Source organism: Pseudomonas sp. 1L-B-1-E-C1 (genome assembly GCF_057291835.1).
Genome location: NZ_JBXAWN010000017.1, coordinates 1 through 20,292 on the forward strand (window position 1 = coordinate 1; position 20,292 = coordinate 20,292).

Genomic DNA, 20,292 nt, shown 5'->3' on the forward strand with positions numbered 1-20,292 from the left:
ATGGTAGTGTGGGGTTTCCCCATGTGAGAGTAGGTCATCGTCAAGATTAAATTCCGAAACCCCAATTGCGAAAGCAGTTGGGGTTTTGTTTTGCCCGCGAGAAAGTTTTTCAGGGCTGCGGCGAACAAAATTGCACAGTTATTTTCGAATCAGAACACTAGAATAGCCCCATCTTTTTCGGAGTCAGAGCCTGTATGTCAGAATCGGTTGACGCCCCCGGGCTGTCAGATTTACCGCTGGAAGACTTGATAGCCTGTCACGAGTGCGACCTGCTGATGCGCAAGCCGACACTTGCCCATGGTGAGAAGGCCCTCTGCCCGCGCTGCGGCTACGAGTTGTATTCCCACCGCCATAACGTGGTGCAGCGCAGCCTCGCCCTGGTGATTGCGGCGTTATTGCTTTACGTACCGGCAAACTTTTTGCCCATCATGCAACTCAATATCCTCGGGCAATCGTCGCAGGATACGGTGTGGAGTGGTGTGGTCGGTCTGTTCAATACCGACATGCAAGGAGTGTCGATTGTCGTCTTCCTCTGCAGTATGGCGATACCGTTGCTAAAGCTGCTGTGCCAGTTGTTTGTATTGCTGACGATTCGCTTCAATGTCGGCCGCGGTTATGGCTTGCTGCTCTATCGTATTTACCACCACCTCAGAGACTGGGGCATGCTCGAGGTCTACCTCATGGGCGTCCTCGTTGCGATCGTGAAGCTGGCAGATATGGCAGCGATCACCGTCGGCCTCGGACTGGCATGTTTCATTGGCTTGTTATTGGTACAAGTCTGGCTGGAGGTGGTGATGTCACCGCATCAGATCTGGCAGGCATTATCAGGAGAGGATGTCCATGCGGGCGATTGATGCGGGCATTCTGGTATGCACCGAATGCCACGAGCTGAACAAGCAGGAAGCTGACGTCGACGAGCAGAACTGCAGCCGTTGCGGCGCGCAGGTTCATGCTCGTCGACCGAACAGCCTGACCCGAACCTGGGCGCTGTTGATCACGGCAGCCATTATCTATATTCCGGCCAACGTCTTGCCGATCATGACGGTCAGCTCTCTGGGCCAGGGTGAACCGAGCACGATCATGTCCGGGGTGATTGAACTGGTGCAGCACGGCATGATCCCGATCGCGAGCGTGGTGTTCATCGCCAGTATTCTGGTGCCCACGTTCAAACTGGTCGGCATCGCGTTGTTGCTGTTTTCCGTACAGCGTCGGCAGCCATTGTCGGCCCGTCAGCGCATCTGGATGTACCGTTTCATCGAGTTCATTGGCCGCTGGTCGATGCTCGATATTTTCGTGATCGCCATTCTTGTGGCGGTCGTCAACTTCGGCAGGATAGCCAGTGTCGAAGCCAACTTGGGCGCCGTCGCCTTCGCCTCTGTGGTGATTCTGACGATGCTCGCCGCAGTAACTTTCGATCCCCGACTGATTTGGGATAACACGGAGTCGGACGACGACCATGACTGATTTGCCTGTAGCGAAAACCCGACCGGCTTCGAACTGGTCTGCCATTTGGGTATTGCCTCTGATCGCGCTGATCATCGGCGGCTGGCTGGGCTGGCGTGCCTGGTCGGAAACCGGCATCGAAATTCAGGTGCGTTTTGAGAGTGGCGAAGGCATCCAGGCCAACAAGACTGAGGTTGTCTACAAAGGCATGTCGGTCGGCAAGGTCAAGACGCTCAAGCTCGACGATGAAGGCAACTCCAAAGGTGTGATCGCCACCATCGAAATGAACAAGGATGTCGAGCAATACCTCAAAACCAGCACGCGATTCTGGCTGGTCAAACCGAGCGTGACTCTGGCCGGTATCACCGGCCTGGAAACCTTGGTCTCGGGTAACTACGTAGCGATCAGTCCCGGTGAAGGCGAGCCGGTGCGCAAGTTCAAGGCACTGGCCGAAGAGCCGCCGCTGTCTGACGCCAAGCCGGGTTTGCACCTGACCATCAAGGCTGATCGCCTCGGCTCGTTGAATCGCGGCAGCCCGGTGTTCTACAAGCAGATCAAAGTCGGCCAGGTCAAAAGCTACGTGCTGTCCGAAGACCAGAGCACCGTTGAACTGAAAGTATTCATCGAGCCGACCTACGCCAAACTGGTGCGCAAACACACGCGTTTCTGGAACGCCAGCGGCATCAGCATCGACGCCAACCTCTCCGGTGTGAAGGTGCGCAGCGAATCCCTGGCCAGTATCGTCGCCGGCGGTATCGCTTTCGCGACGCCGGAGAATCGCAAAGACAGCCCGCCGACTGACCCGAGCCTGCCATTCCGTCTCTATGAGGACTTCGACGCCGCCGCTGCCGGGATTCGCGTGAAGGTCAAACTCAGCGATTTCGAAGGCCTCCAGGCTGGTCGCACGCCGGTGATGTACAAGGGCATTCAGGTCGGCAACCTGAAGGCGCTGAAGGTCGATCCGGACCTGAACAGTGCCACCGCCGAGCTGACCCTTGATCCGTTGGCCGAAGACTATCTGGTTGAGGGCACGCAGTTCTGGGTGGTCAAACCGTCGATTTCTCTCGCCGGTATTACCGGTCTGGAAGCGCTGGTGAAAGGTAATTACATCGCCGTGCGCCCAGGTGACAAAGGCGCTGCGCCGAAACGCGAGTTCGAGGCGCGACCGAAAGCACCGCCGCTGGATCTGCGTTCGCCGGGGCTGCACTTGGTACTGTTCACTGATTCGCTGGGCTCGATCGATGTCGGCAGCCCGATTCTGTACAAGCAGGTCAAGGTCGGTTCGGTGCAGAGCTACCAGTTCTCCCGAACCAAGAAGCAACTGGTCATTGGCGTGCACATCGAGAAGGAATACGAAAACCTGGTCAACGCCTCGACGCGCTTCTGGAATGTCAGCGGCATTACCCTCACGGGTGGCTTGACCGGCGGCATTCAGGTGAAGAGTGAATCGTTGCAAACCCTGATGGCCGGCGGTATCGCCTTCGAAACGCCGCAAGCCCATGCGCCGCTGAAGAAGCGCATCCCGCGCTTCCGTCTCTTCGCCGATCACGACGAGGCGAACAAGAAAGGCGCAGTGGTGACCATCAAAGTCGATCGCGCCGACGGTTTGAGCAGCGGTACGCCGGTGCGCTTCAAAGGGCTGGATGTCGGCAAGATCGAAAGCGTTGATCTGACCGACGACATGCAGTCTGTGATTCTCACCGCGCGCATCACTGAAGTGCCGGAGAAGATTGCCCGAGTCGGTAGTCAATTCTGGGTGGTCAAGCCGGAGCTGGGACTGATCAAGACGCAGAATCTGGAAACGCTGGTCACCGGCAAATACATCGAAGTCCAGCCGGCGGCGAAAAACCTCGGGCCGCAGAAAAACTTTATTGCCTTGGCCGAGGCGCCGGAAGTTACTAAGCAGGAAGCGGGTTTGAGTCTGGTGTTGAGCGCTGCACGTCGCGGTTCGCTGAAGCCTGGCGTGCCAGTGACCTACCGTGAAATCACGGTCGGCAAGGTGACCGGTTATGAGTTGGGCCAGACGGCTGACCGTGTACTGGTGCACATCCTGATCGAGCCGAAGTACGCGCCACTGGTGCGCAGCGGCAGCCGCTTCTGGAACACCAGTGGTGTGGGCTTCGATTATGGTTTGTTCAAAGGCGTGACGGTGCGAACCGAATCGCTGGAAACACTGATTCAGGGCGGGATTGCCTTCGCCACACCGGACGGTGAGCGTATGGGCAACCCGGCGCGGGCCGAGCAGACGTTCCCGCTGTTCGACAAGTTCGAGGATGAATGGCTGACCTGGGCGCCGAAGATTCAGCTCGGTAAGTAACCTGAAGTTTATGGGGCGTCTATCAAGACGCCTTCGCGAGCAAGCTCGCTCCCACATTTTGTATGCGTTTCTATGTGGGAGCGAGCTTGCTCGCGAAGAGGCCCTCTGATTCAACCCAAATCCCAGGCGATAAAAAAGGGCCGCGATCCCATCAGATCGCGGCCCTTTTTATTAGCTTCAGCTAAAGCCGATCAAACCGCATCCAGCTCCGGCTCATCCGCCTGCACATTCAGCGTGGCCTTGACCACATCATGCCGGCGGATGTACTTCCAGTCAGCCTCATCGATGTAGATCCCCGCCGGGCCGCTGCCGCCTTCCAGGTCGATTGCGACACTGGCGCAGACTTGCGGCTTCACACTCGCCAGAATCGGCACGAAGCCCAGTTGCAGGCTGGTTTCCAGCAACGCTGCCTGGTTCTTCTCGTCGATGTCCGCCGCCTCGTCGAGGTAGTACGGCAGACGCACACGACCGGCCAGATCGCGATCCATCAAGTGCAGCAACAAGTACATGTTGGTCAGCGCCTTGATGGTCATGGTCGTACCGTTAGAGGCTGCGCCGTCGATGTCGGTGTGGATAACTGGCTGACCATTGACCTTGGTAATCTCGAAGGCCAGTTCGAACAAGTCCTTGAGACCGAGCTGGTTGTGGTTCGCCGCCACCAGCCGCGCCAGGTATTCCTTGGCCTCTTCGTTCTTGTTGTCCTGCTCGGCACTCTGGCTCAGGTCGAACACCGAAAGGGTTTCGCCTTCCTCGTATTGGCCGGCGCTGTGGATGATCTGGTCGATGTGCTTGAGGGCTTCCTTGTTCGGCGCAAGCACGATGCGGAAGCTCTGCAGGTTGGAGACCTGACGCTTGTTGATCTCGCGGTTGAACAGCGCCAGTTGATGCTCGAGGCTGTCGTAGTCGCTGCGGATGTTGCGCAGGGTGCGGGCGATGTCGGTGACCGCCGCGCGACGCGCCTTGCCCAACGTCAGGGCTTCGTCGGTACGGTGCGCGTAAGCGTTGATCAGCAGCGACAGACGGCGCTCCATGTCATCTTCGCTATCGAACTTGGCCACACCTTTGAGGCGAACCTGCGCGTACAGCGCTTCGATCTGGCCATCGGCACGCAGCAGACCCTGCCAGCTGTCCTGATAGTCGTTGAGGAGTGGCAGCAGGTTGTCCATCGAGTCGTCGACCGGATCCATGAACGGCGTACCGAACGGCAGATCTGCGGGCAGCAACTGACGACGGCGCAAGGCATCGTCGAGAGTCCGTTGCTTGGCTTCCATATCGGCGATCTGCCGGCCGACCAGTTGCAGCTTGGCCGACAGTTGCTGGACGCGCTCGGTGAAGGCATCGCTGGAGCGTTTGAGTTCGTCCTGCGCGGCTTCCATCTGCGCCAGTTGCTCGAGCTTGTCGCCTTCTTCGGCACTCAGCGTCTGGGTGCGACGGAAATCTTCCAGCGCCTTCTGTGCGTCCAACACCTGCTGGTACAGCGCTTCGGTCTGGGTCTTGCTCGCGGCCCGGTCGGCGGCCACGGCTTGCTGGGTTTTCAGTTGCTTGAGTTCTTTTTCCAGACGCTCTTTCTGATCGCGCAGCGCCGCGCGGTCAGCCAAGGCTTGTAGGGCCGGCGGCTCAATGTGCGAGATGTCGATGGACAGGCCCGGCACTTCGAAGCGCTCGCCTTTGAAACCATCGAGAATCAGCTCAACCGATTTGACCCACTCGCCGTTCTCGTCGAGGGTGATGCCGTGCTCGCCCAGCGGCAGGCTGAACAGCGCGCTGTTGAACAGACGCATCAGGCGCTCGACGTCCTGTTGCGAAAACTCTTCGCGCAGGCGGGCATAGCTGTTGTTGTCGGCATGATCGAGTTGTTGCTTCACCGACTTCAGGCGTTTCTCCAGATCGCGCAGACGCTCTTCCAGATCCTCGGCACTGAACTGACGCGACTGCGCCAAGGCACCGGCGAGTTCGTCGTGGGCGTCCTTGGCGGCGAGCAATTGTTGCTCAAGCACTTTGACGTCATCGACCAGGGCGAAGCGATTCTTCAACACCGAGAGCTCGCCGAGCCAGCGCTGGATGCCGGAAATTTCCCGCTCCAGACGCATCAGTTCCTGGGTGCCGCCACGCTGATCGTTTTGCAGGTCGTCCTGCTCGCGACGGTAATGCTCGGCCTGAATGGTCAGCTCTTCCTTGCGCGCCGTGGCGTAGTCCGACCAGGTGCCGAGCAAGGAATCGAGCAGCGGCGACAGGCGATGCAGTTTGCCGCGCAGTACGTCACGCTGTTTCACGCCGTTGGCCAGCGCTTCAACCAATGGGCCGGCGGCGACTAGCGAGTTGTAGTCCTGCTCCATGCGCCGCACGTCGCGGAAGGCTTCTTCGCACGCGGCGATGTAATCGACGCTGCCGGAACGCAAGCTGTGTTCGAAAGCATCGAGGAACAGTTGCTTGAGCTTGGCCGCGGTGATTTCGCGCATGTGCAGCAGGTTGATGAACAGCGCACGGAAGGTCTTCAGGCTCTGCTCGCTGGTGGAGCGCAGCGGGATCAGCGTCAGGTCGAGCGGGATCGAGGTGTGGCCGCCGACCAGCAAACGGCGCAGTTCGTCGGGCTTGAGTTCGTAGGCTTTCAGGCCTTCTTTTTCGAGATTGCTGAACAGCTCTTTCTGACGCAGGCAGGTGTCGTTTTTCTGGTAATGCGCCAGATCGAGCTTGCCGGCATAGGCGAAGAACTGGTGACCGAAACCACCGCCAGGGCCGCGACCGACCACACCGATCACGTGCGGGCCGTGGGGCAGGTTGACTTCGACGAGGATGTAACTGGTATCGGAAGCGAAGTAGAAGCGCCGCGATTGTTCGAGGCTGTACTTGCCGAAACTCATGTCGGACATGCGCGCCAGAATCGGGAACTGCAAAGCGTTGATCGACGCCGACTTGCCGAGGTTGTTCGCGCCGTAGACCGACAGCGGTTCTTCCAGCGGGAACAGGCCGAGGCTGTAACCGGCGGTATTTAAAAGGGCAAAGCGGCGGATGCCGTAGCGTTCCTGGCTCATGCGTCGGACTCCTGTTCTTCGGCAATGGCGCGGGCCAGTGCGTCTTCTTCGCTCTCTTCTTCAAATTCGGAAAGATCGAGCGGATCGTCGGTTTCGAGGAATTTCGCTTCGGCTTCTTCGTCGATCAGCACCGGTGCTGGCAGCGGCAATACGCTGTGCACACTGGCCGCCAGATCGCGGTCCTGTTGCACCGACAGGCACACATCAAGGAAGCGATGCATCGGCGGCAGGAAGCGGTAGACACCGTTTTCTTCGCCGGCAAAACCGAGCTGGGTCATGCGGCGCATGATTTTTTCTTCGAGTTCTTCAACGGTCTGCACTTCGGCCTGAATGAACAGGTCGCGGTACTTGTCCAGCAGCGACGGCAATTCTTCGCGGCCGAGGCTGCCGCCGTCGAGCACGGCGATCGGGTCGCGGCCCTGATCGGCCAGATGTTCGACGAGGATGAAGGTGAACAGCGCCAGACGCTGGGCAGTCTTGTTCACCGCGGCGGCGGCCATGTCCGGCACGAAATAGTAGAAACCACGGGTGTCGCAGACCAGTTCAAAGCCCAGCGCCTTGAACAGCGTGCGGTATTGGTCCTGGAAATTCGACAGTTGTGCGTACAGCTCGGGATCACGGCGGCTGACGTGGTAACCCTTGAACAACTCGCGGAAGATCGGCGCCAGTTGCGACAGTTCGGATAGATCAAGATGCATGGGGGATGCTCGCAGAATCCTCGGCGGCGGTATCGCTGGCCGAGAGCAGGGCGAAGGAGCGCAGGCTGACCTGGTGCTCATGAGTGTGGTATTCGCGACGTTCCAGACGCTCGCGCTTGAAGCGTTTTTCCCGCGACAGGCGCGAGAACCAGTAAAGCAATTCGTCGGTGGCGCCGTCCGGTTCCTGCTCCAGCAGCCAGGTCATCAGATCCGGCATCGGCAAGGACTCTTCGCAACGATCGACCATCTCGCGCACGGTGCGTGGTGCACGGGGAGCGTCGCCAGCCTTCTGGGTTTTGTGCGCTTTGGGGAAGCGCGCCGGTTTCGGTTCGAATCGCGCCAGCGCGTAGACGTAGGCTTCGACCTGACTGGCGCTGCCAAGAAAGGTGCTCTGCGGACGGGTAAACAGCGGCATCGCCGCTTGCGGCACGGCGTCGATGCCTTTACGCCGGATTGCCGCCAGCGCCAGTGCGGCGCCGCGGGTCACGGCGTTATGCCGACGCGCTTCTTCACGCAACGGCAGCAGCAGTTCGCGGGCATGACGCAGGGTCAGTTGCGCGCTGGTCTGCATTTCGAGGATGCGCGCGTGGGTGCGCAGGAGCATGTCGTCATCGACCAGATGGCCGAGGCGCTGCTGTTCGCTGAGCATTTTCAGCAGCACGGTTTCGACTTTGCGCACGCCTTGCTCGAAGGCGCCGTCGGCGTTGACCAGATCGATCATCGGCTCGACGTATTCGTCCCACGTAGCCAGTACTTCGGCGTAACGCTGACGCAGCGGAATCTGCCGGTCGCTGGTCTTCGCGCGTTCGGCCACGGCCACCAGCGCCTGTTCGTCGTTGTCGAGTTTCTTCAGTACGTCGCGCACGCGCATGTCGAGCAAGCGCAACTGGCGCGCCAAGTCGTTGCCGTCGCGAACGTCGAAGGCGTCCTGGATATAACCGGCCAGACGCTCGAGGTGACGCAGGTAGGCTTCGATTTCCAGGCACAGACCGAGCCGGTGTTCGCGGCGCAGGTAGGCGAGGAAGTCGTGGATCTGCGCGTTGAGCTCGAAACGGTTCGGGCTTTTCGCCACCGGAACCAGAATATCGAGGCGAATCCACACGTCGAGCAGGCTGGTGATGTCCTGCGGCGTGCTGTCGAGTTGTTGGGCGGCCAGTTGCGTGCGCAGTTCGTTGAGGCTCAGGGTGCCTTGGTCGAAGTGCTCGCACAGTGGCTCCAGAAGTGCCCAGTGTTCAGCGAGGGCGCGCAAGACGCGCTTGGGTTCGATCATCGGAATGGCCGGCTGGTTGGCGATTAAAAGCGGCGATTGTACTGCATCACAGGCGCGGCGATTCACTCTCGGGACGGGCTGTCGCATTCTTTGCCCAAAGCGCAGCGGCGCGGTGCAGCGCAGGCTGTCGATCAACAGCAAGCGATCTTGCGCGAAGGGCGGTAGAATCAGCGCACTTTCCGTTATCCACAAGTGGCCGACCTTTGCTTATCGAGTCCCGCCGCCGCGCCTATTTGAACGCCATGCAGGTGGTCAACTGGTTGCCGCGCACCGAACTGCCATTTGCCGCACCGTCGCGGCCCGAGCTGCTGGAAATGCCCGAGCCTGAGCTTGAGGTACCGGTTGCTCCGGCGCCTCAGGCCGAAGCACCGGCGCAGCCTGCGGCGCGCCCGGCCGAGCGGCCGAAAATCGAAGTGCCGCGTCCGTCGCTGGCCAGCACCCGCAACGGCGCGAAACCGGTGGAAGAAGTCGACGAGACGCCGGTGGTAGTCAAGCCGGCGCCCGTGCCGCCTCCGCGGTTTGCCCTGCAATTGCTGCGCGCCGGACGGTGTCTGCTGCTGGTCGAGTTACCCACAGGCGAAGCGTTCCAGAGTCGCGATCCGGCCTACCTGCTGCTCAAAGACATGCTGCGCGCCGCTGGTCTGCCGGATGCACCGCAGATCGTCGGCGAACCGGTGCGCTGGCCTTGGCTCAACCGCGGCACGCTCGATCAGGGCCCGGAAGCGGCGCGCGACTTCGTGCAGGGTTTCCTCTCGGTGCAGATGGAAGCGGCGCCCTGTGCCTGTTTATGGCTGATCGGCTTGCCGGCGGTGAAGTTCGCCGGGGAGGCGGACGCCGAAGCATTCAATACTGAATTGCAGATCGAAGGTCTGGGCCTGGCCTGGGCGATTCCCGGTCTGGAACTGTTAATGGAAGAGCCACAGCGCAAGGCTGCTGTGTGGCAAGCCATGCGTCGGCTGATGGCGCGCTGGAAACAATCCGATGAGTGAGGCTGTAACCTTTCGCCCGATGACCGAGGCGGACCTGGACGCTGTGCTGAAGATCGAATACGCCGCGTACAGCCATCCGTGGACCCGGGGCATTTTTCTCGATGGCTTGGGCAAATACCAGATCTGGCTGATGTTCGAAGGGCAGCAGCAGGTGGGCCACGGCGTGGTGCAGATCATTCTTGATGAGGCGCACCTGCTCAATATCACCGTGAAGCCGGAAAATCAGGGCCGTGGCTTGGGGCTGACACTGCTTGAGCATTTGATGTCGCGAGCGTATGCGGCCGAGGCTCGGGAGTGTTTTCTCGAAGTGCGCGACAGCAATACCGCGGCATTCAAGCTATACGAACGTTATGGCTTCAACGAGATTGGCCGGCGTCGCGATTATTATCCGGCGGTGGGCGGGCGTGAGGATGCGGTGGTGATGGCCTGCACCTTGGTAGATTAGCCCTGTAGGAGCTGCCGAAGGCTGCGATCTTTTGATCTTGTTTTTGCAAAAACCAAAGCAGAATCAAAAGATCGCAGCCTTCGGCAGCTCCTACAGGGTGCGATTTTCAAATCAGCAGATCAGCGCTTGCCATTCAGGGGATCCAGATCCGCCAGTTCCGCCTCGTCCAGTCCGTCACCGCCGCCGATGTCATTTTCACCGACCTCGCTCAAATCCCAATCCGCCGGATTGTCCTCGCCAGGTTCATCGGCATCGCGTGCACCATCCTCACGAATCAACGTCTCCGGGCTGAGGTCATCGTCGGTCGGCTGGTGATCATCTACCGAAGCCCCGGTGAGACCCGCCTCACGCACGCGTTCCTCGGGCATCAGTTGCTCACGTTCACGCTCGGGCAGCTCATCACCGATCTTTGCGCTGGGCTCGTCTTCGTCGAAATCCAGCTCGTGCACCGAGCCCATGCGGTCTTCGTTATCATCGATGGGTTCCGGTTGCACCGCATCATAAGGGCGTCGTGAATCAGTCATGGCAATTCCTCATACTGTGGGCCTTACTGAGTGGACTCACCGGGCGCGCGAGAATTCCAACGGAAACACTTTGCGCTGGTGGCGTGACTTCGACGGGTGGTCGTCTATCAAACCTGCGCATCTTTCTTGAGGCCTTATCCATGCACGATCTACAAGACCTGATTGATAACAACGAGCGTTGGGCTGACGCGATCACCAAGGAAGACCCGGATTTCTTCGCCAAACTGGCGCGCCAGCAGACCCCGGAATACCTGTGGATCGGCTGCTCTGACGCACGCGTGCCGGCCAATGAAATCGTCGGCATGCTCCCGGGTGATCTGTTCGTGCACCGCAACGTCGCCAACGTCGTGCTGCACACTGACCTCAACTGCCTGTCGGTGATCCAGTACGCGGTTGACGTGCTCAAGGTCAAACACATCCTCGTTACCGGCCATTACGGCTGCGGCGGTGTGCGCGCGTCGATGCAGGATCGCCAGTTCGGCCTGATCGACGGCTGGCTGCGCTCGATCCGCGATCTGTACTACGAAAAACGCGAAGAACTGGCCAAGTTGGCGACCGAAGAAGAGCAGGTCGACCGGATGTGCGAACTCAACGTGATCCAGCAAGTGGCCAACGTCGCGCACACCAGCATCATCCAGAACGCCTGGCACCGCGGGCAGCCCTTGTCGATCCACGGCTGCATCTATGGCATCAAGGACGGCCGCTGGAAAAGTCTGAACACCACCATCAGTGGTTTCGAGCAGTTGCCGCCGCAATACCGCTTGCGTCCGGTCGGCGCGCCTTAACAAGCGCTCTCAGCGCAGCCCCGAGTGGCGCCAGCGCTGCAAGAACAGCTGACCTTCCAGCGTGGGTGGCTCATCGTAACCGGTGATCCATCCACGGCAGCGCGGCGAGCCGCAATCGCAGGCGAACTGGCGCAGCAGTCTGTCTTCGGTCGAGGCGTAGTCGATGCTCAGGCGTTCGCCGCTGTGGATATCTTTCAATGCCCACAACCACAGCTCACTCATATCGAGAAACACGTTCGGATCGCAGGCGTGTTCCAGCACTCCGCAAAAGCGCGGGTCGTAAATGTGGATGCCGGTTTGCAACTGTCGTGTCTGTCGACCGCGATAGGGCAGTAGCTGCCCGGAAACCCGGCACATTCGGCTGATTCGCAGAAACTCCCGGCGCGCGAGCACCGCCGTGGCCATGCCGTGTTTGTTGTGGATGATCTGAAAGTCGTCGCAGGATGGAAAGCCCAGCCGCACGGGGAGTCTGGCAAAAGGGTAGATGCCTTCGGTGTCGCGTGGGGGATGGCCGCCCATGGCTTGATTGTTCATAACGATCCTTGTTGGTAGGTATTGCCTCCGGATTGTGCCCATGCGTCGTCTGGCGACGCATGATTGGATCCAAGCGTCGCGCAATTGCAACATCAGGTCTACTGTCAAACCTGACAGGCGCGATCGCCGTTATCCCGCGTCAGCATTGGCTGACACGGGGGTGCTGCGGCAACGATTACAGAGCAGGTGCGGGCGCGGCGGCCGCAGGCAGTGGCGCTTTCAGCTGTTGCAGTTGTGTCTTGACCGGTGGCGTGGCGCACTTGGCAGCCGCTTGTTCCGCGCTGAGATCGCGGATCGAGGTGTAGAACAACTCACAGGTTCTGACCTTTTGCGTCACCTGCCATGTTTGCGTGCAACTGTTCAGCGTGGCCTGCGCATCGCTGCCCGGTTTGCTCCCCATCCCGGCCTGCCAGCAGGCGGCGCTCAAGTCCTGGCCCATGACTTTCAGGCCCGCCGCGTCAGCCTTGGCCTGGGCATCGTCGCCGGTATAGCTCTTCGGATCGGCGACGTACCAGATATAGCTCGGGTGATTCGAGCCGAGCACTGGCACATTCACCCCTTCGCTTGGACTGATGCTTGCCAACCCCAATACGCCCACCGTCGGCCCGTATTGCTCCTTGATCCAGTTACGCACCGGCGCACCGAACGCAACCATTGGCAGCGTCGTGCCGCTGGCGGTCTGGCTGAACTGCTTGACCAGCGTGGTCTGGTAATCCTTGAAGTAGTCGTAGACGTCCTCCAGATCACCGCCGGCATTGGACGGCGCGGCGATCGGGGCGATGTCGATGATGGTCTGGTAAGCCGGCGTCTGCTCGGCGGGGATGCCGTTATCGGTCAGCAAGGTTGCCCAGCGATCGGTGGTATTGGAGCGCAGATAGTCCTGCGCCTGCGTCAGCGAGTAATCGGGCGGGAAGTGCAGCAGCTCGACGCTTTTACGATTTTCCAGGGCCATGCCCAGCGGCAGGAACAGATACCAGCTATAGGCCCATTTGCCGTCGGCATTCAGCTTGCTGGCGCCGGTATAAGCCAGATCGCCGGCGTCGAGTAACGCCGACAGCGGCTTGTCGTAGCCGTCGGGCACTCCGGTGATCTCGGCGTAGAGCTGACCGTTGTCGGTTTTCACCAGCACCTTGGCATCGGTGTAGCCATCGCGCTGCACGCTTTGGCTCAGGTAGTGAGCGACGGTCTGCTCCAGCGTCCAGTTACGGAAGCAGATCACGCTGCAATTGTTGGGGTAGGCGAAGAGCCGCGTGACGCGCTCGGTGCTGCCCAGTTTCACGTCGACATCGGCGTGGGCGGCGGCGCTTAGCGTGAGCGCGGTGAGGGTAAGTCCTGCTAGTTTGAGCATGCTCAGATCCTTTTCAGCGTGGGTTCCCCCCGATTTGGGGGCGCTTCATAGTGGATCAGTGGTGTTTGACAGAAAAGCGGTTGAGTGTGGATTCTTGCCTGAATGCGGTATTACCCAAGCAGCGCACATATTGTTACGGCTGTGCCAACAAGCACGCTGCCTGGTGCGTGTCCGCACTGCTAGACTGCAGCGACATCGAATTTTCCAAGGGTGAGTCATGAAGCCTTCTACTGCTCTCGACATGCAAAGGTCCGCCGTCCGCGAAGTGATCGGGCGCTTTCGTGTGGCCAACCCGCGTGTATTTGGTTCAGCATTGCTGGGGACGGATCTGGACGGTAGCGATCTCGATCTGCTGGTTGACCCGCTGCCCGGCACGACGCTTTTTGATCTGGGCGGACTTCAGGTTGAGCTTGAAGACCTGCTGGGTGTTGCGGTCGAGGTGCTGACCCCCGGCGACCTGCCAGTGAAATTTCGTCAGCAGGTGCTTGATCAGGCGCGACCCGTATGAAAGAGAACCGGCGAGATGATTATCTTGAACATATTCGTCAGGCCGCGAGCGATGCGCTTATCTTCGTCGAGGGCCTGAACAAAGATGAATTCGCTGAAGATAAGAGAACGCAACAAGCGGTGATCATGAGCCTGATCATCATTGGAGAGGCAGCGACCAAGATCATGGATCGTTACCCTGAGCTCACTGTTGAAAACGCGCAGGTGCCGTGGCGCAGCATGCGTGGGATGCGTAATCGAATTGCTCACGGTTATTTCGATATCAATCTGGACGTTGTCTGGGAAACCGTTCAGGTTGCGTTGCCTGCACTGTTGAAGTCCCTTCCGACCGCTCAAGGTTGAATACGCCTGTCCGCAGACAGGCGTATTAAAGTCTACCTACGGCATCACCGGCGGCGTATACGCCAATGTCGTCCCCAGCGCCCACAGCAACAGCAGCACCAGCGGCGTGTGCACCAGCAGTTGCACGAACGAGAAGCCAATCAGATCCCGCGCCTTCAACCCGAGCACGCCCAGCAGTGGCAGCATGTAAAACGGGTTGATCAGGTTCGGCAACGCTTCCGCCGCGTTGTAGATCTGCACCGCCCAGCCGAGGTGGTATTGCAGGTCGTTGGCGACTTGCATGACGTAGGGCGCTTCGATGATCCACTTGCCGCCGCCGGACGGGATGAAGAATCCGAGAATCGCCGAATACACGCCCATCAGCAGCGCATAGGTGTCGTGCGAGGCGATGCTGACAAAGAAAGTCGAGATGTGATGCGCGAGGGTTTGCGCGTCGGCGCCTTTGACTGTGGTCATCAGCGCGGCGATCGAGCCGTACAGCGGGAACTGGATCAACACGCCAGTGGTGGTCGGCACCGCGCGGGCCACGGCATCAAGGAAGCTGCGCGGGCGCCAGTGCAGCAGCGCGCCGAGCATGATGAACAGGAAATTGTAGGTGTTCAGGCCGGAAATCGCGGTAATTGCCGGTTTGGTCGAAAACTCGTGAAACAGCCATCCCGCCGCCAGAAGCACCAGCACAATGATCAGCAACGGGCTGTGTTCCAGCCATTCGCCGGGGCGAGTGCGCGGTTGCAGCGGTGGCAGGTTGAAGGCCGGGTCGATGCCACAGGCCTCGGCGTCGCGTGCCGAGTTCGGCCCGGGCGCGGTGGCGTAGGCGATGATGATCGAGATCACGATAAGCGCCAGCAGCATGACGCCGGACTGCCAGAGGAAAATGGTTTCGGTGAACGGGATCACGCCGGTGATCGACAGGATCGACGGCGGCAGGCTGCCGGGGTTGGCCTGCAACTGTGCGGCCGACGATGACAGACCCAGCGCCCACACCGCGCCGAGGCCCAGATACGCCGCAGCTCCGGCCGCGCGGTAATCCATCTTCAGATCGGTGCGGCGGGCGAGGGCGCGTACCAGCAGCCCGCCGAACACCAGCGACAGACCCCAGTTGAGCAAGGATGCGACCATCGAGATCAATGCCACCCAAGCCACGGCGGAGCGGCCGTTCTTCGGGATGCGTGCCAGTTTGTCGATCAGTTTGACTGCGGGCGGAGAGCTGGCGACGACGTAGCCGCCGATCACCACGAAGGCCATCTGCATGGTGAACGGGATCAGGCTCCAGAAGCCGTCGCCGAAGGCCATCGCTGCAGCGGTGGGTTTGGCGCCCATGGCCAGAGTGGCCAGCGCAACGATGATCACGGCCAACGCGGCGAATACCCAGGAATCGGGAAACCAGCGTTCGGCAAAATTTGAACAGCGCAGGGCAAAGCGCGCGGAGCGGCTATCTTCGATATCAACGGCCACGGGATGTACCTCGGATTTTTTATGGTTATTTTGGCCTGGCGGGCCACAATTTCAGCAATGTCACCGCGCCTTGTGGGAGCGAGCTTGCTCGCGAAGGCGTCAGGTCAGTCAACAGTGATGCTGAATGTACCGGCCTCTTCGCGAGCAAGCTCGCTCCCACACGGATTCATGGTGGTTGGTAAATTGTGACCCGGCAGACAGGCCCTAACAGTAAATCAAGCGCCGTCCATTTGTTGAGCAGGTTTTCGCAAACCGAGACTATGGTCTGACGGGTTGTCGATCCGCGCATTTGCGTAGACCATGGGCGCCTTGGTTTTTGCCGATGCCTGAGTTCTTTGTCATGACTGCCAATTCTCCAGCCCGACCGGCGCCGTTCAGCCGTGCCGACTACAAAACCCTCGGCCTCGCCGCGCTCGGCGGGGCGCTGGAGATCTACGATTTCATCATTTTCGTGTTCTTCGCGCTGACCCTGAGCCAGCTGTTCTTCCCCCCGGAAATGCCCGAGTGGCTGCGTCTGCTGCAAAGCTTCGGCATCTTCGTCACCGGTTATCTGGCGCGGCCGCTGGGCGGGATTCTGATGGCGCATTTCGCCGACCGCTTGGGCCGCAAGAAAGTCTTCAGCCTGAGCATCCTGATGATGGCGCTGCCGTGCCTGTTGATCGGGATCATGCCGACCTACGCGCAGATCGGCTATTTCGCGCCCTTGCTGTTGCTGGCGCTGCGCATCCTGCAAGGCGCGGCGGTGGGTGGCGAAGTACCGAGTGCCTGGGTGTTCGTCGCCGAGCACGCGCCGGCCGGGCATCGCGGTTACGCCCTGGGCTTTCTCCAGGCCGGCCTGACCTTCGGTTACTTGATCGGCGCACTCACCGCGACCTTCCTTGCACAGGTGTTCACTCCCGCCGAAATCCTCGATTACGCCTGGCGCTATCCGTTTCTGCTGGGTGGCGTGTTCGGTGTGGTGGGCGTTTATCTGCGCCGCTGGCTCAGCGAAACCCCGGTGTTCATGGCCATGGAGGCGCAACGCGAGGCGCGGGTCGAGCTGCCGCTGCGCACGGTGTTGCGCGAACATCGCCTGGCCATGTTGCCGGCAATGTTGCTCACCTGTGTGCTGACCTCGGCGGTGGTGGTGTTCGTGGTCATCACCCCGACGATGATGCAGAAAACCTTCGGCATGACGGCCAGCCACACCTTCGGCCTCAGTGCCTTGGGCATCGTCTTCCTGAATATCGGCTGCGTGATCGCCGGTCTGCTGGTCGATCGTATTGGTGCCTGGCGCACGGTCATGCTCTACAGCCTGTTGCTGCCGCTGGGCATTGGCGTTTTGTATGGCTGTCTGATCATGGGCGGGCAGTGGATCGGCATTGCTTATGCCGTGGCCGGTCTGGCTTGTGGGGTAGTGGGTGCGGTGCCTTCGGTAATGGTCGGGTTGTTCCCGGCGCGGATTCGCGTGTCGGGCATTTCCTTCACCTACAACATTGCCTACGCCGCCTGGGCAAGTATCTCACCGCTGCTGCTGATTGGTCTGATGCCGTGGAGCCCGTGGGTCTGCGTGATCTTCTGTGCGGTGATGGGCGCGGTGGGGATTTTGACGGCGGCGTATTTCGCTGCGCGCATGCCACGTACCGGACCGTGTCAGGTCGCGGGCGCTGCCTGAGCCGCAAGCGCCGGACTATTTTCGACTGACGGGTCGTGAGCCCGCTTTAGAAAAACTCCGCCAGGCCGATGGCTAGGTTGTATCCGCTTACTACCCTGCCATCGGTGCTTTCCCATGTTCAATAATCGCTTGAAGCAAGAGCTGGCCGCTCTCCGTGAAGAACTCTCCAGCCTTGTACAAGTGAAGGAAAGCCTGGAAAGCGAAATGCTCGCGCTGACCCTTGAGCCCGACGGGCGGATTCGTTCGGTCAACCAGAATTTTCTCAATGAAATGTTCTACAAGAGTCAGGACTTGATCGGTCGGGCAATCGAAGACATCGTCCCGGCCCACGTCAAAACCGACGAATTCCACCAGCGCTTCAAAAACTCCATGAGCCGTGGCGAGCATTTCGCCGGCGCCGTGCGCCTGTTGCGCGGCAATGGTAGCGAGGCGTGGCTGCGTTCGATCGTGCAGCCCGTGCGCGCCTCCGATGGCCGGATCAGACACATCTCCTTCTACGCCAGCGACCTGACCCGCACCATCGAAGCTTCCCGCGAGCATGAAAACCTGATTGGCGCACTGGTGCGTTCCACCGCCGTGATCGAATTCGACCTCAGCGGCAATGTGCTCAGCGCCAATGATCGCTTTCTCAACGGCATGGGTTACAGCCTGGCGCAGATCAAAGGTAAACATCACCGTACGTTCTGCGCCCCGGAAGAATACAACAGCGCTGAGTACCAGAACTTCTGGCGCCGTTTGAACAGCGGTGAATTCGTCGCAGGGCGCTTCAAGCGTATCGACAGCCACGGTCGTACGGTGTGGCTGGAGGCGTCCTACAACCCGGTGGTGGATGCCAACGACAAACTGTACAAAGTGGTGAAGTTCGCCACGGTGATCACCGATCAGGTCAACCGCGAGCAGGCGGTTGCCGACGCGGCCAGCATCGCTTATAGCACTTCGCAACAAACCGACAGCACCGCGCAACGTGGCACCACGGTGGTCACCGAAGCGGTGAACGTGATGCGTGACCTGTCCCGGCACATGCAGGCCGCCGGTGAAGGTATCGAGGCGCTGAACGAGCAGTCGCTGGTGATCGGCACCATCGTCAAAACCATCAGCGGCATTGCCGAACAGACCAACCTGCTGGCGCTCAACGCTGCCATCGAAGCCGCCCGTGCCGGCGAGCAGGGCCGCGGTTTTGCCGTGGTTGCGGACGAGGTCCGGCAACTGGCCTCGCGCACCAGCCAGGCGACGGACGAAATCGTCGGCGTCGTGCGGCAGAACCAGGAAATGGCCCGCAGCGCCGTGGCACTGATGACCGACGGCAAGCTTCAGGCCGAACAAGGCCTGGCGCTGGCGGCGGAGGCGGGCACGGTGATCGTCGAGATTCAGGACGGCGCGCAGAAAGTGGTGGATGCGGTGGGGCAGTTTGCCAATCAGCTCTCTCACTGACCTGCACGCCGATCCCTGTAGGAGCTGACGAGTGAAACGAGGCTGCGATCTTTTGATTTGAATTCAAGCATCAGGGCCAGGATCAAAAGATCGCAGCGTTCCGCAGCTCCTACAGTTTTCCACCAACAGATCTTTCGGGGCTGGCGCTACAATCGGCTCCTTTTCCCCCGGAGCAGATTCCCATGAGCGACTCTCACCGCCGTCCGGTGCCCCTGAACAAAGCCTATCGCCTGCTCAACCACGGGCCGACCGTTCTGGTCAGTGCCTCCCATGCCGGCCAACGCAACATCATGGCCGCCGCCTGGGCCATGCCGCTGGATTTCGAACCGCCGAAAGTGGCCGTCGTCCTCGACAAATCCACCTGGACCCGCCAGTTGCTCGAAGCCTCCGGCACCTTTGTGCTGAACGTGCCGTGCGTCAACCAGGCCGATATCGTGCAAACCGTCGGCAACACCTCCGGCCTGGAAATCACCCGCAACCAGGGACAGGACAAATTTCAGGCGTACGGCCTGCACACCTTCGCCGGCGAACAGGTTGAAGCGCCGCTGCTGGAAGGCTGTGTCGCCTGGCTCGAATGCCGCCTGCTGCCGGAGCCGCGCAATCACGAGCAATACGACCTGTTCCTCGCCGAAGTCATCGCCGCCCAGGCTGACGAGCGTGTGTTCAGCGATGGGCGTTGGCATTTCGAAGGGCAGGATGGATTGCGCACGTTGCACCATGTTGCAGGCGGGCATTTCCTGACGATTGGGGATGGGGTGGATGGCAAGACGCTTGGGGTTTAACTGGTGTTGATGGAAAAGCGTCAGCGGATGTAGCAAGGTAGACGTCTCATTTCACCTGTCAGGCGCAACGCTCATGGACGTTTCTGTTGCCGGTTATCTTGCCCCTTTGCTGTCGCTGGCGCTGTTGTGGACAGTGGCGGTGGTCACGCCCGGGCCGAATTTCTTCAACATCGCGCAACTCGCGGCCAGTCACTCGCGCCGACATGGCGTGGTGGCTGCGCTGGGCGTGGCCACCGGCACGGTGCTGTGGGGCCTTGCCGGCGGCTTGGGAATCAAGACGCTGTTCAGCGCCGCGCCAACCCTCTATCTAGGCTTCAAGATTGCCGGCGGTTGCTACCTGATTTATCTGGGGCTGAAGCAATTCAAGCGCAAGGCTGCGATTGTCCCCGGTACGCCGGCTGCGCCCCGGCAGACTTATTTCGGCGTCTACGCTCGCGGTTTCCTCGGCAACATGACTAACCCGAAATCGGCACTCTTTGTCGCCACCATCTTCGCCACCGCCATGCCGCCCCACGTGCCGCCGCTCCTGCTGGCGCTGGCCGTGCTGACCATGGCCACGCTGTCGTTCAGCTGGTATTGCAGCGTCGCACTGTTCTTCGCCAGCCGCCGGATTGCCAGGGTCTACGAGCGGTCACGCCAGTGGCTGGATCGGTTGGCAGGTGGGTGCTATTTGTTATTTGGGGTGCATTTGGTGGCGAATCGCTGATCGATGAGAGCAATCGCTGTGCGCAAAAAA

Annotated in this window: 18 protein-coding genes and 2 pseudogenes; 13 read left to right on the top strand and 7 right to left on the bottom strand. The window is 60.2% G+C overall.

The window, feature by feature from the left end; genetic code table 11:
* The first annotated feature begins 194 nt into the window (after window positions 1-194).
* Genes AC0Z4S_RS24645 through AC0Z4S_RS24655 form a run of 3 tightly spaced genes read left to right on the top strand, consistent with a single transcriptional unit; the run spans window position 195 to window position 3,760 of the window.
* A complete protein-coding gene (locus tag AC0Z4S_RS24645; RefSeq protein WP_485624919.1) occupies window positions 195-854 on the top strand; it encodes a paraquat-inducible protein A in 660 nt (219 codons plus the stop codon).
* Window positions 841-1,464 carry a paraquat-inducible protein A gene (locus AC0Z4S_RS24650; protein WP_485624920.1) on the top strand — a complete coding sequence of 208 codons (624 nt, stop codon included), beginning with the start codon at window positions 841-843 and terminating at the stop codon, window positions 1,462-1,464. The genes AC0Z4S_RS24645 and AC0Z4S_RS24650 overlap by 14 nt, the downstream gene beginning before the upstream one ends.
* The gene (locus AC0Z4S_RS24655; RefSeq protein ID WP_485624921.1) at window positions 1,457-3,760 is read left to right on the top strand and encodes a PqiB family protein; all 2,304 of its coding nucleotides are present in this window, start codon (window positions 1,457-1,459) and stop codon (window positions 3,758-3,760) included. Before AC0Z4S_RS24650 ends, AC0Z4S_RS24655 begins: the two co-directional genes overlap by 8 nt.
* 191 nt (window positions 3,761-3,951) lie before the next feature.
* Here AC0Z4S_RS24655 and mksF read toward each other — a convergent pair whose 3' ends face one another.
* Genes mksF through mksB form a run of 3 tightly spaced genes read right to left on the bottom strand, consistent with a single transcriptional unit; the run spans window position 3,952 to window position 8,760 of the window.
* Window positions 3,952-6,792 carry an Mks condensin complex protein MksF gene (gene mksF / locus AC0Z4S_RS24660; protein ID WP_039761238.1) on the bottom strand — a complete coding sequence of 947 codons (2,841 nt, stop codon included), beginning with the start codon at window positions 6,790-6,792 and terminating at the stop codon, window positions 3,952-3,954.
* Window positions 6,789-7,490, bottom strand: coding sequence for an Mks condensin complex protein MksE (mksE, locus tag AC0Z4S_RS24665; RefSeq protein WP_016773189.1), 702 nt, complete (start codon window positions 7,488-7,490; stop codon window positions 6,789-6,791). Before mksE ends, mksF begins: the two co-directional genes overlap by 4 nt.
* On the bottom strand, window positions 7,480-8,760 hold the full coding sequence (mksB, locus tag AC0Z4S_RS24670) for an Mks condensin complex protein MksB (protein WP_189654614.1): 1,281 nt from the start codon (window positions 8,758-8,760) through the stop codon (window positions 7,480-7,482). The genes mksE and mksB overlap by 11 nt, the downstream gene beginning before the upstream one ends.
* A 242-nt stretch (window positions 8,761-9,002) precedes the next feature.
* Here mksB and AC0Z4S_RS24675 point away from each other — a divergent pair, with 242 nt between their 5' ends.
* Window positions 9,003-9,749: an energy transducer TonB gene (locus AC0Z4S_RS24675; RefSeq protein WP_485624965.1), complete on the top strand. Its 747-nt coding sequence runs from the start codon at window positions 9,003-9,005 to the stop codon at window positions 9,747-9,749.
* A complete protein-coding gene (gene rimI / locus AC0Z4S_RS24680) occupies window positions 9,742-10,194 on the top strand; it encodes a ribosomal protein S18-alanine N-acetyltransferase (RefSeq protein ID WP_039761243.1) in 453 nt (150 codons plus the stop codon). Before AC0Z4S_RS24675 ends, rimI begins: the two co-directional genes overlap by 8 nt.
* A 119-nt stretch (window positions 10,195-10,313) precedes the next feature.
* Here the strand turns inward: rimI and AC0Z4S_RS24685 are convergent, their stop codons facing one another.
* Complete coding sequence (locus tag AC0Z4S_RS24685) at window positions 10,314-10,718, bottom strand: serine kinase/phosphatase (protein ID WP_471880208.1); 405 nt, start codon at window positions 10,716-10,718, stop codon at window positions 10,314-10,316.
* Window positions 10,719-10,858: 140 nt separating this feature from the next.
* Here AC0Z4S_RS24685 and can point away from each other — a divergent pair, with 140 nt between their 5' ends.
* On the top strand, window positions 10,859-11,503 hold the full coding sequence (gene can / locus AC0Z4S_RS24690; RefSeq protein ID WP_039761245.1) for a carbonate dehydratase: 645 nt from the start codon (window positions 10,859-10,861) through the stop codon (window positions 11,501-11,503).
* A gap of 9 nt (window positions 11,504-11,512) precedes the next feature.
* Here can and AC0Z4S_RS24695 read toward each other — a convergent pair whose 3' ends face one another.
* Both AC0Z4S_RS24695 and AC0Z4S_RS24700 read right to left on the bottom strand, forming a co-directional pair.
* Entirely contained in the window at window positions 11,513-12,037 is a 525-nt protein-coding gene (locus AC0Z4S_RS24695) for an SET domain-containing protein (protein ID WP_485624922.1), read from the bottom strand.
* Window positions 12,038-12,212: 175 nt separating this feature from the next.
* Window positions 12,213-13,385, bottom strand: coding sequence for a hypothetical protein (locus AC0Z4S_RS24700; RefSeq protein ID WP_485624923.1), 1,173 nt, complete (start codon window positions 13,383-13,385; stop codon window positions 12,213-12,215).
* A 217-nt stretch (window positions 13,386-13,602) separates the two neighbouring features.
* On the opposite strand from AC0Z4S_RS24700, the gene AC0Z4S_RS24705 reads away from it, so the two are divergent.
* Together AC0Z4S_RS24705 and AC0Z4S_RS24710 are read left to right on the top strand one after the other, a co-directional pair.
* A complete protein-coding gene (locus tag AC0Z4S_RS24705; RefSeq protein WP_042609686.1) occupies window positions 13,603-13,893 on the top strand; it encodes a nucleotidyltransferase family protein in 291 nt (96 codons plus the stop codon).
* A complete protein-coding gene (locus AC0Z4S_RS24710) occupies window positions 13,890-14,234 on the top strand; it encodes a HepT-like ribonuclease domain-containing protein (RefSeq protein ID WP_042609687.1) in 345 nt (114 codons plus the stop codon). Before AC0Z4S_RS24705 ends, AC0Z4S_RS24710 begins: the two co-directional genes overlap by 4 nt.
* A gap of 36 nt (window positions 14,235-14,270) precedes the next feature.
* Here AC0Z4S_RS24710 and AC0Z4S_RS24715 read toward each other — a convergent pair whose 3' ends face one another.
* Window positions 14,271-15,689 (bottom strand): short-chain fatty acid transporter, encoded by a 1,419-nt coding sequence (locus AC0Z4S_RS24715; protein WP_426160041.1) that lies wholly within the window; start codon window positions 15,687-15,689, stop codon window positions 14,271-14,273.
* 340 nt (window positions 15,690-16,029) lie between these two features.
* Here AC0Z4S_RS24715 and AC0Z4S_RS24720 point away from each other — a divergent pair, with 340 nt between their 5' ends.
* From AC0Z4S_RS24720 to AC0Z4S_RS24740, 5 genes and pseudogenes are all read left to right on the top strand, one after another.
* A complete protein-coding gene (locus AC0Z4S_RS24720) occupies window positions 16,030-17,343 on the top strand; it encodes an MFS transporter (protein WP_471880212.1) in 1,314 nt (437 codons plus the stop codon).
* A 204-nt stretch (window positions 17,344-17,547) separates the two neighbouring features.
* Window positions 17,548-18,234 (top strand): annotated as a pseudogene (locus tag AC0Z4S_RS24725) (PAS domain-containing protein); the annotation flags it as partial.
* Window positions 18,235-18,336: 102 nt separating this feature from the next.
* Window positions 18,337-18,774 (top strand): annotated as a pseudogene (locus tag AC0Z4S_RS24730) (methyl-accepting chemotaxis protein); the annotation flags it as partial.
* A gap of 182 nt (window positions 18,775-18,956) precedes the next feature.
* Window positions 18,957-19,556: a flavin reductase family protein gene (locus AC0Z4S_RS24735; RefSeq protein ID WP_485624924.1), complete on the top strand. Its 600-nt coding sequence runs from the start codon at window positions 18,957-18,959 to the stop codon at window positions 19,554-19,556.
* Between the two features lie 73 nt (window positions 19,557-19,629).
* Window positions 19,630-20,262 (top strand): LysE family translocator, encoded by a 633-nt coding sequence (locus AC0Z4S_RS24740; RefSeq protein WP_485624925.1) that lies wholly within the window; start codon window positions 19,630-19,632, stop codon window positions 20,260-20,262.
* Window positions 20,263-20,292 lie beyond the last annotated feature (30 nt).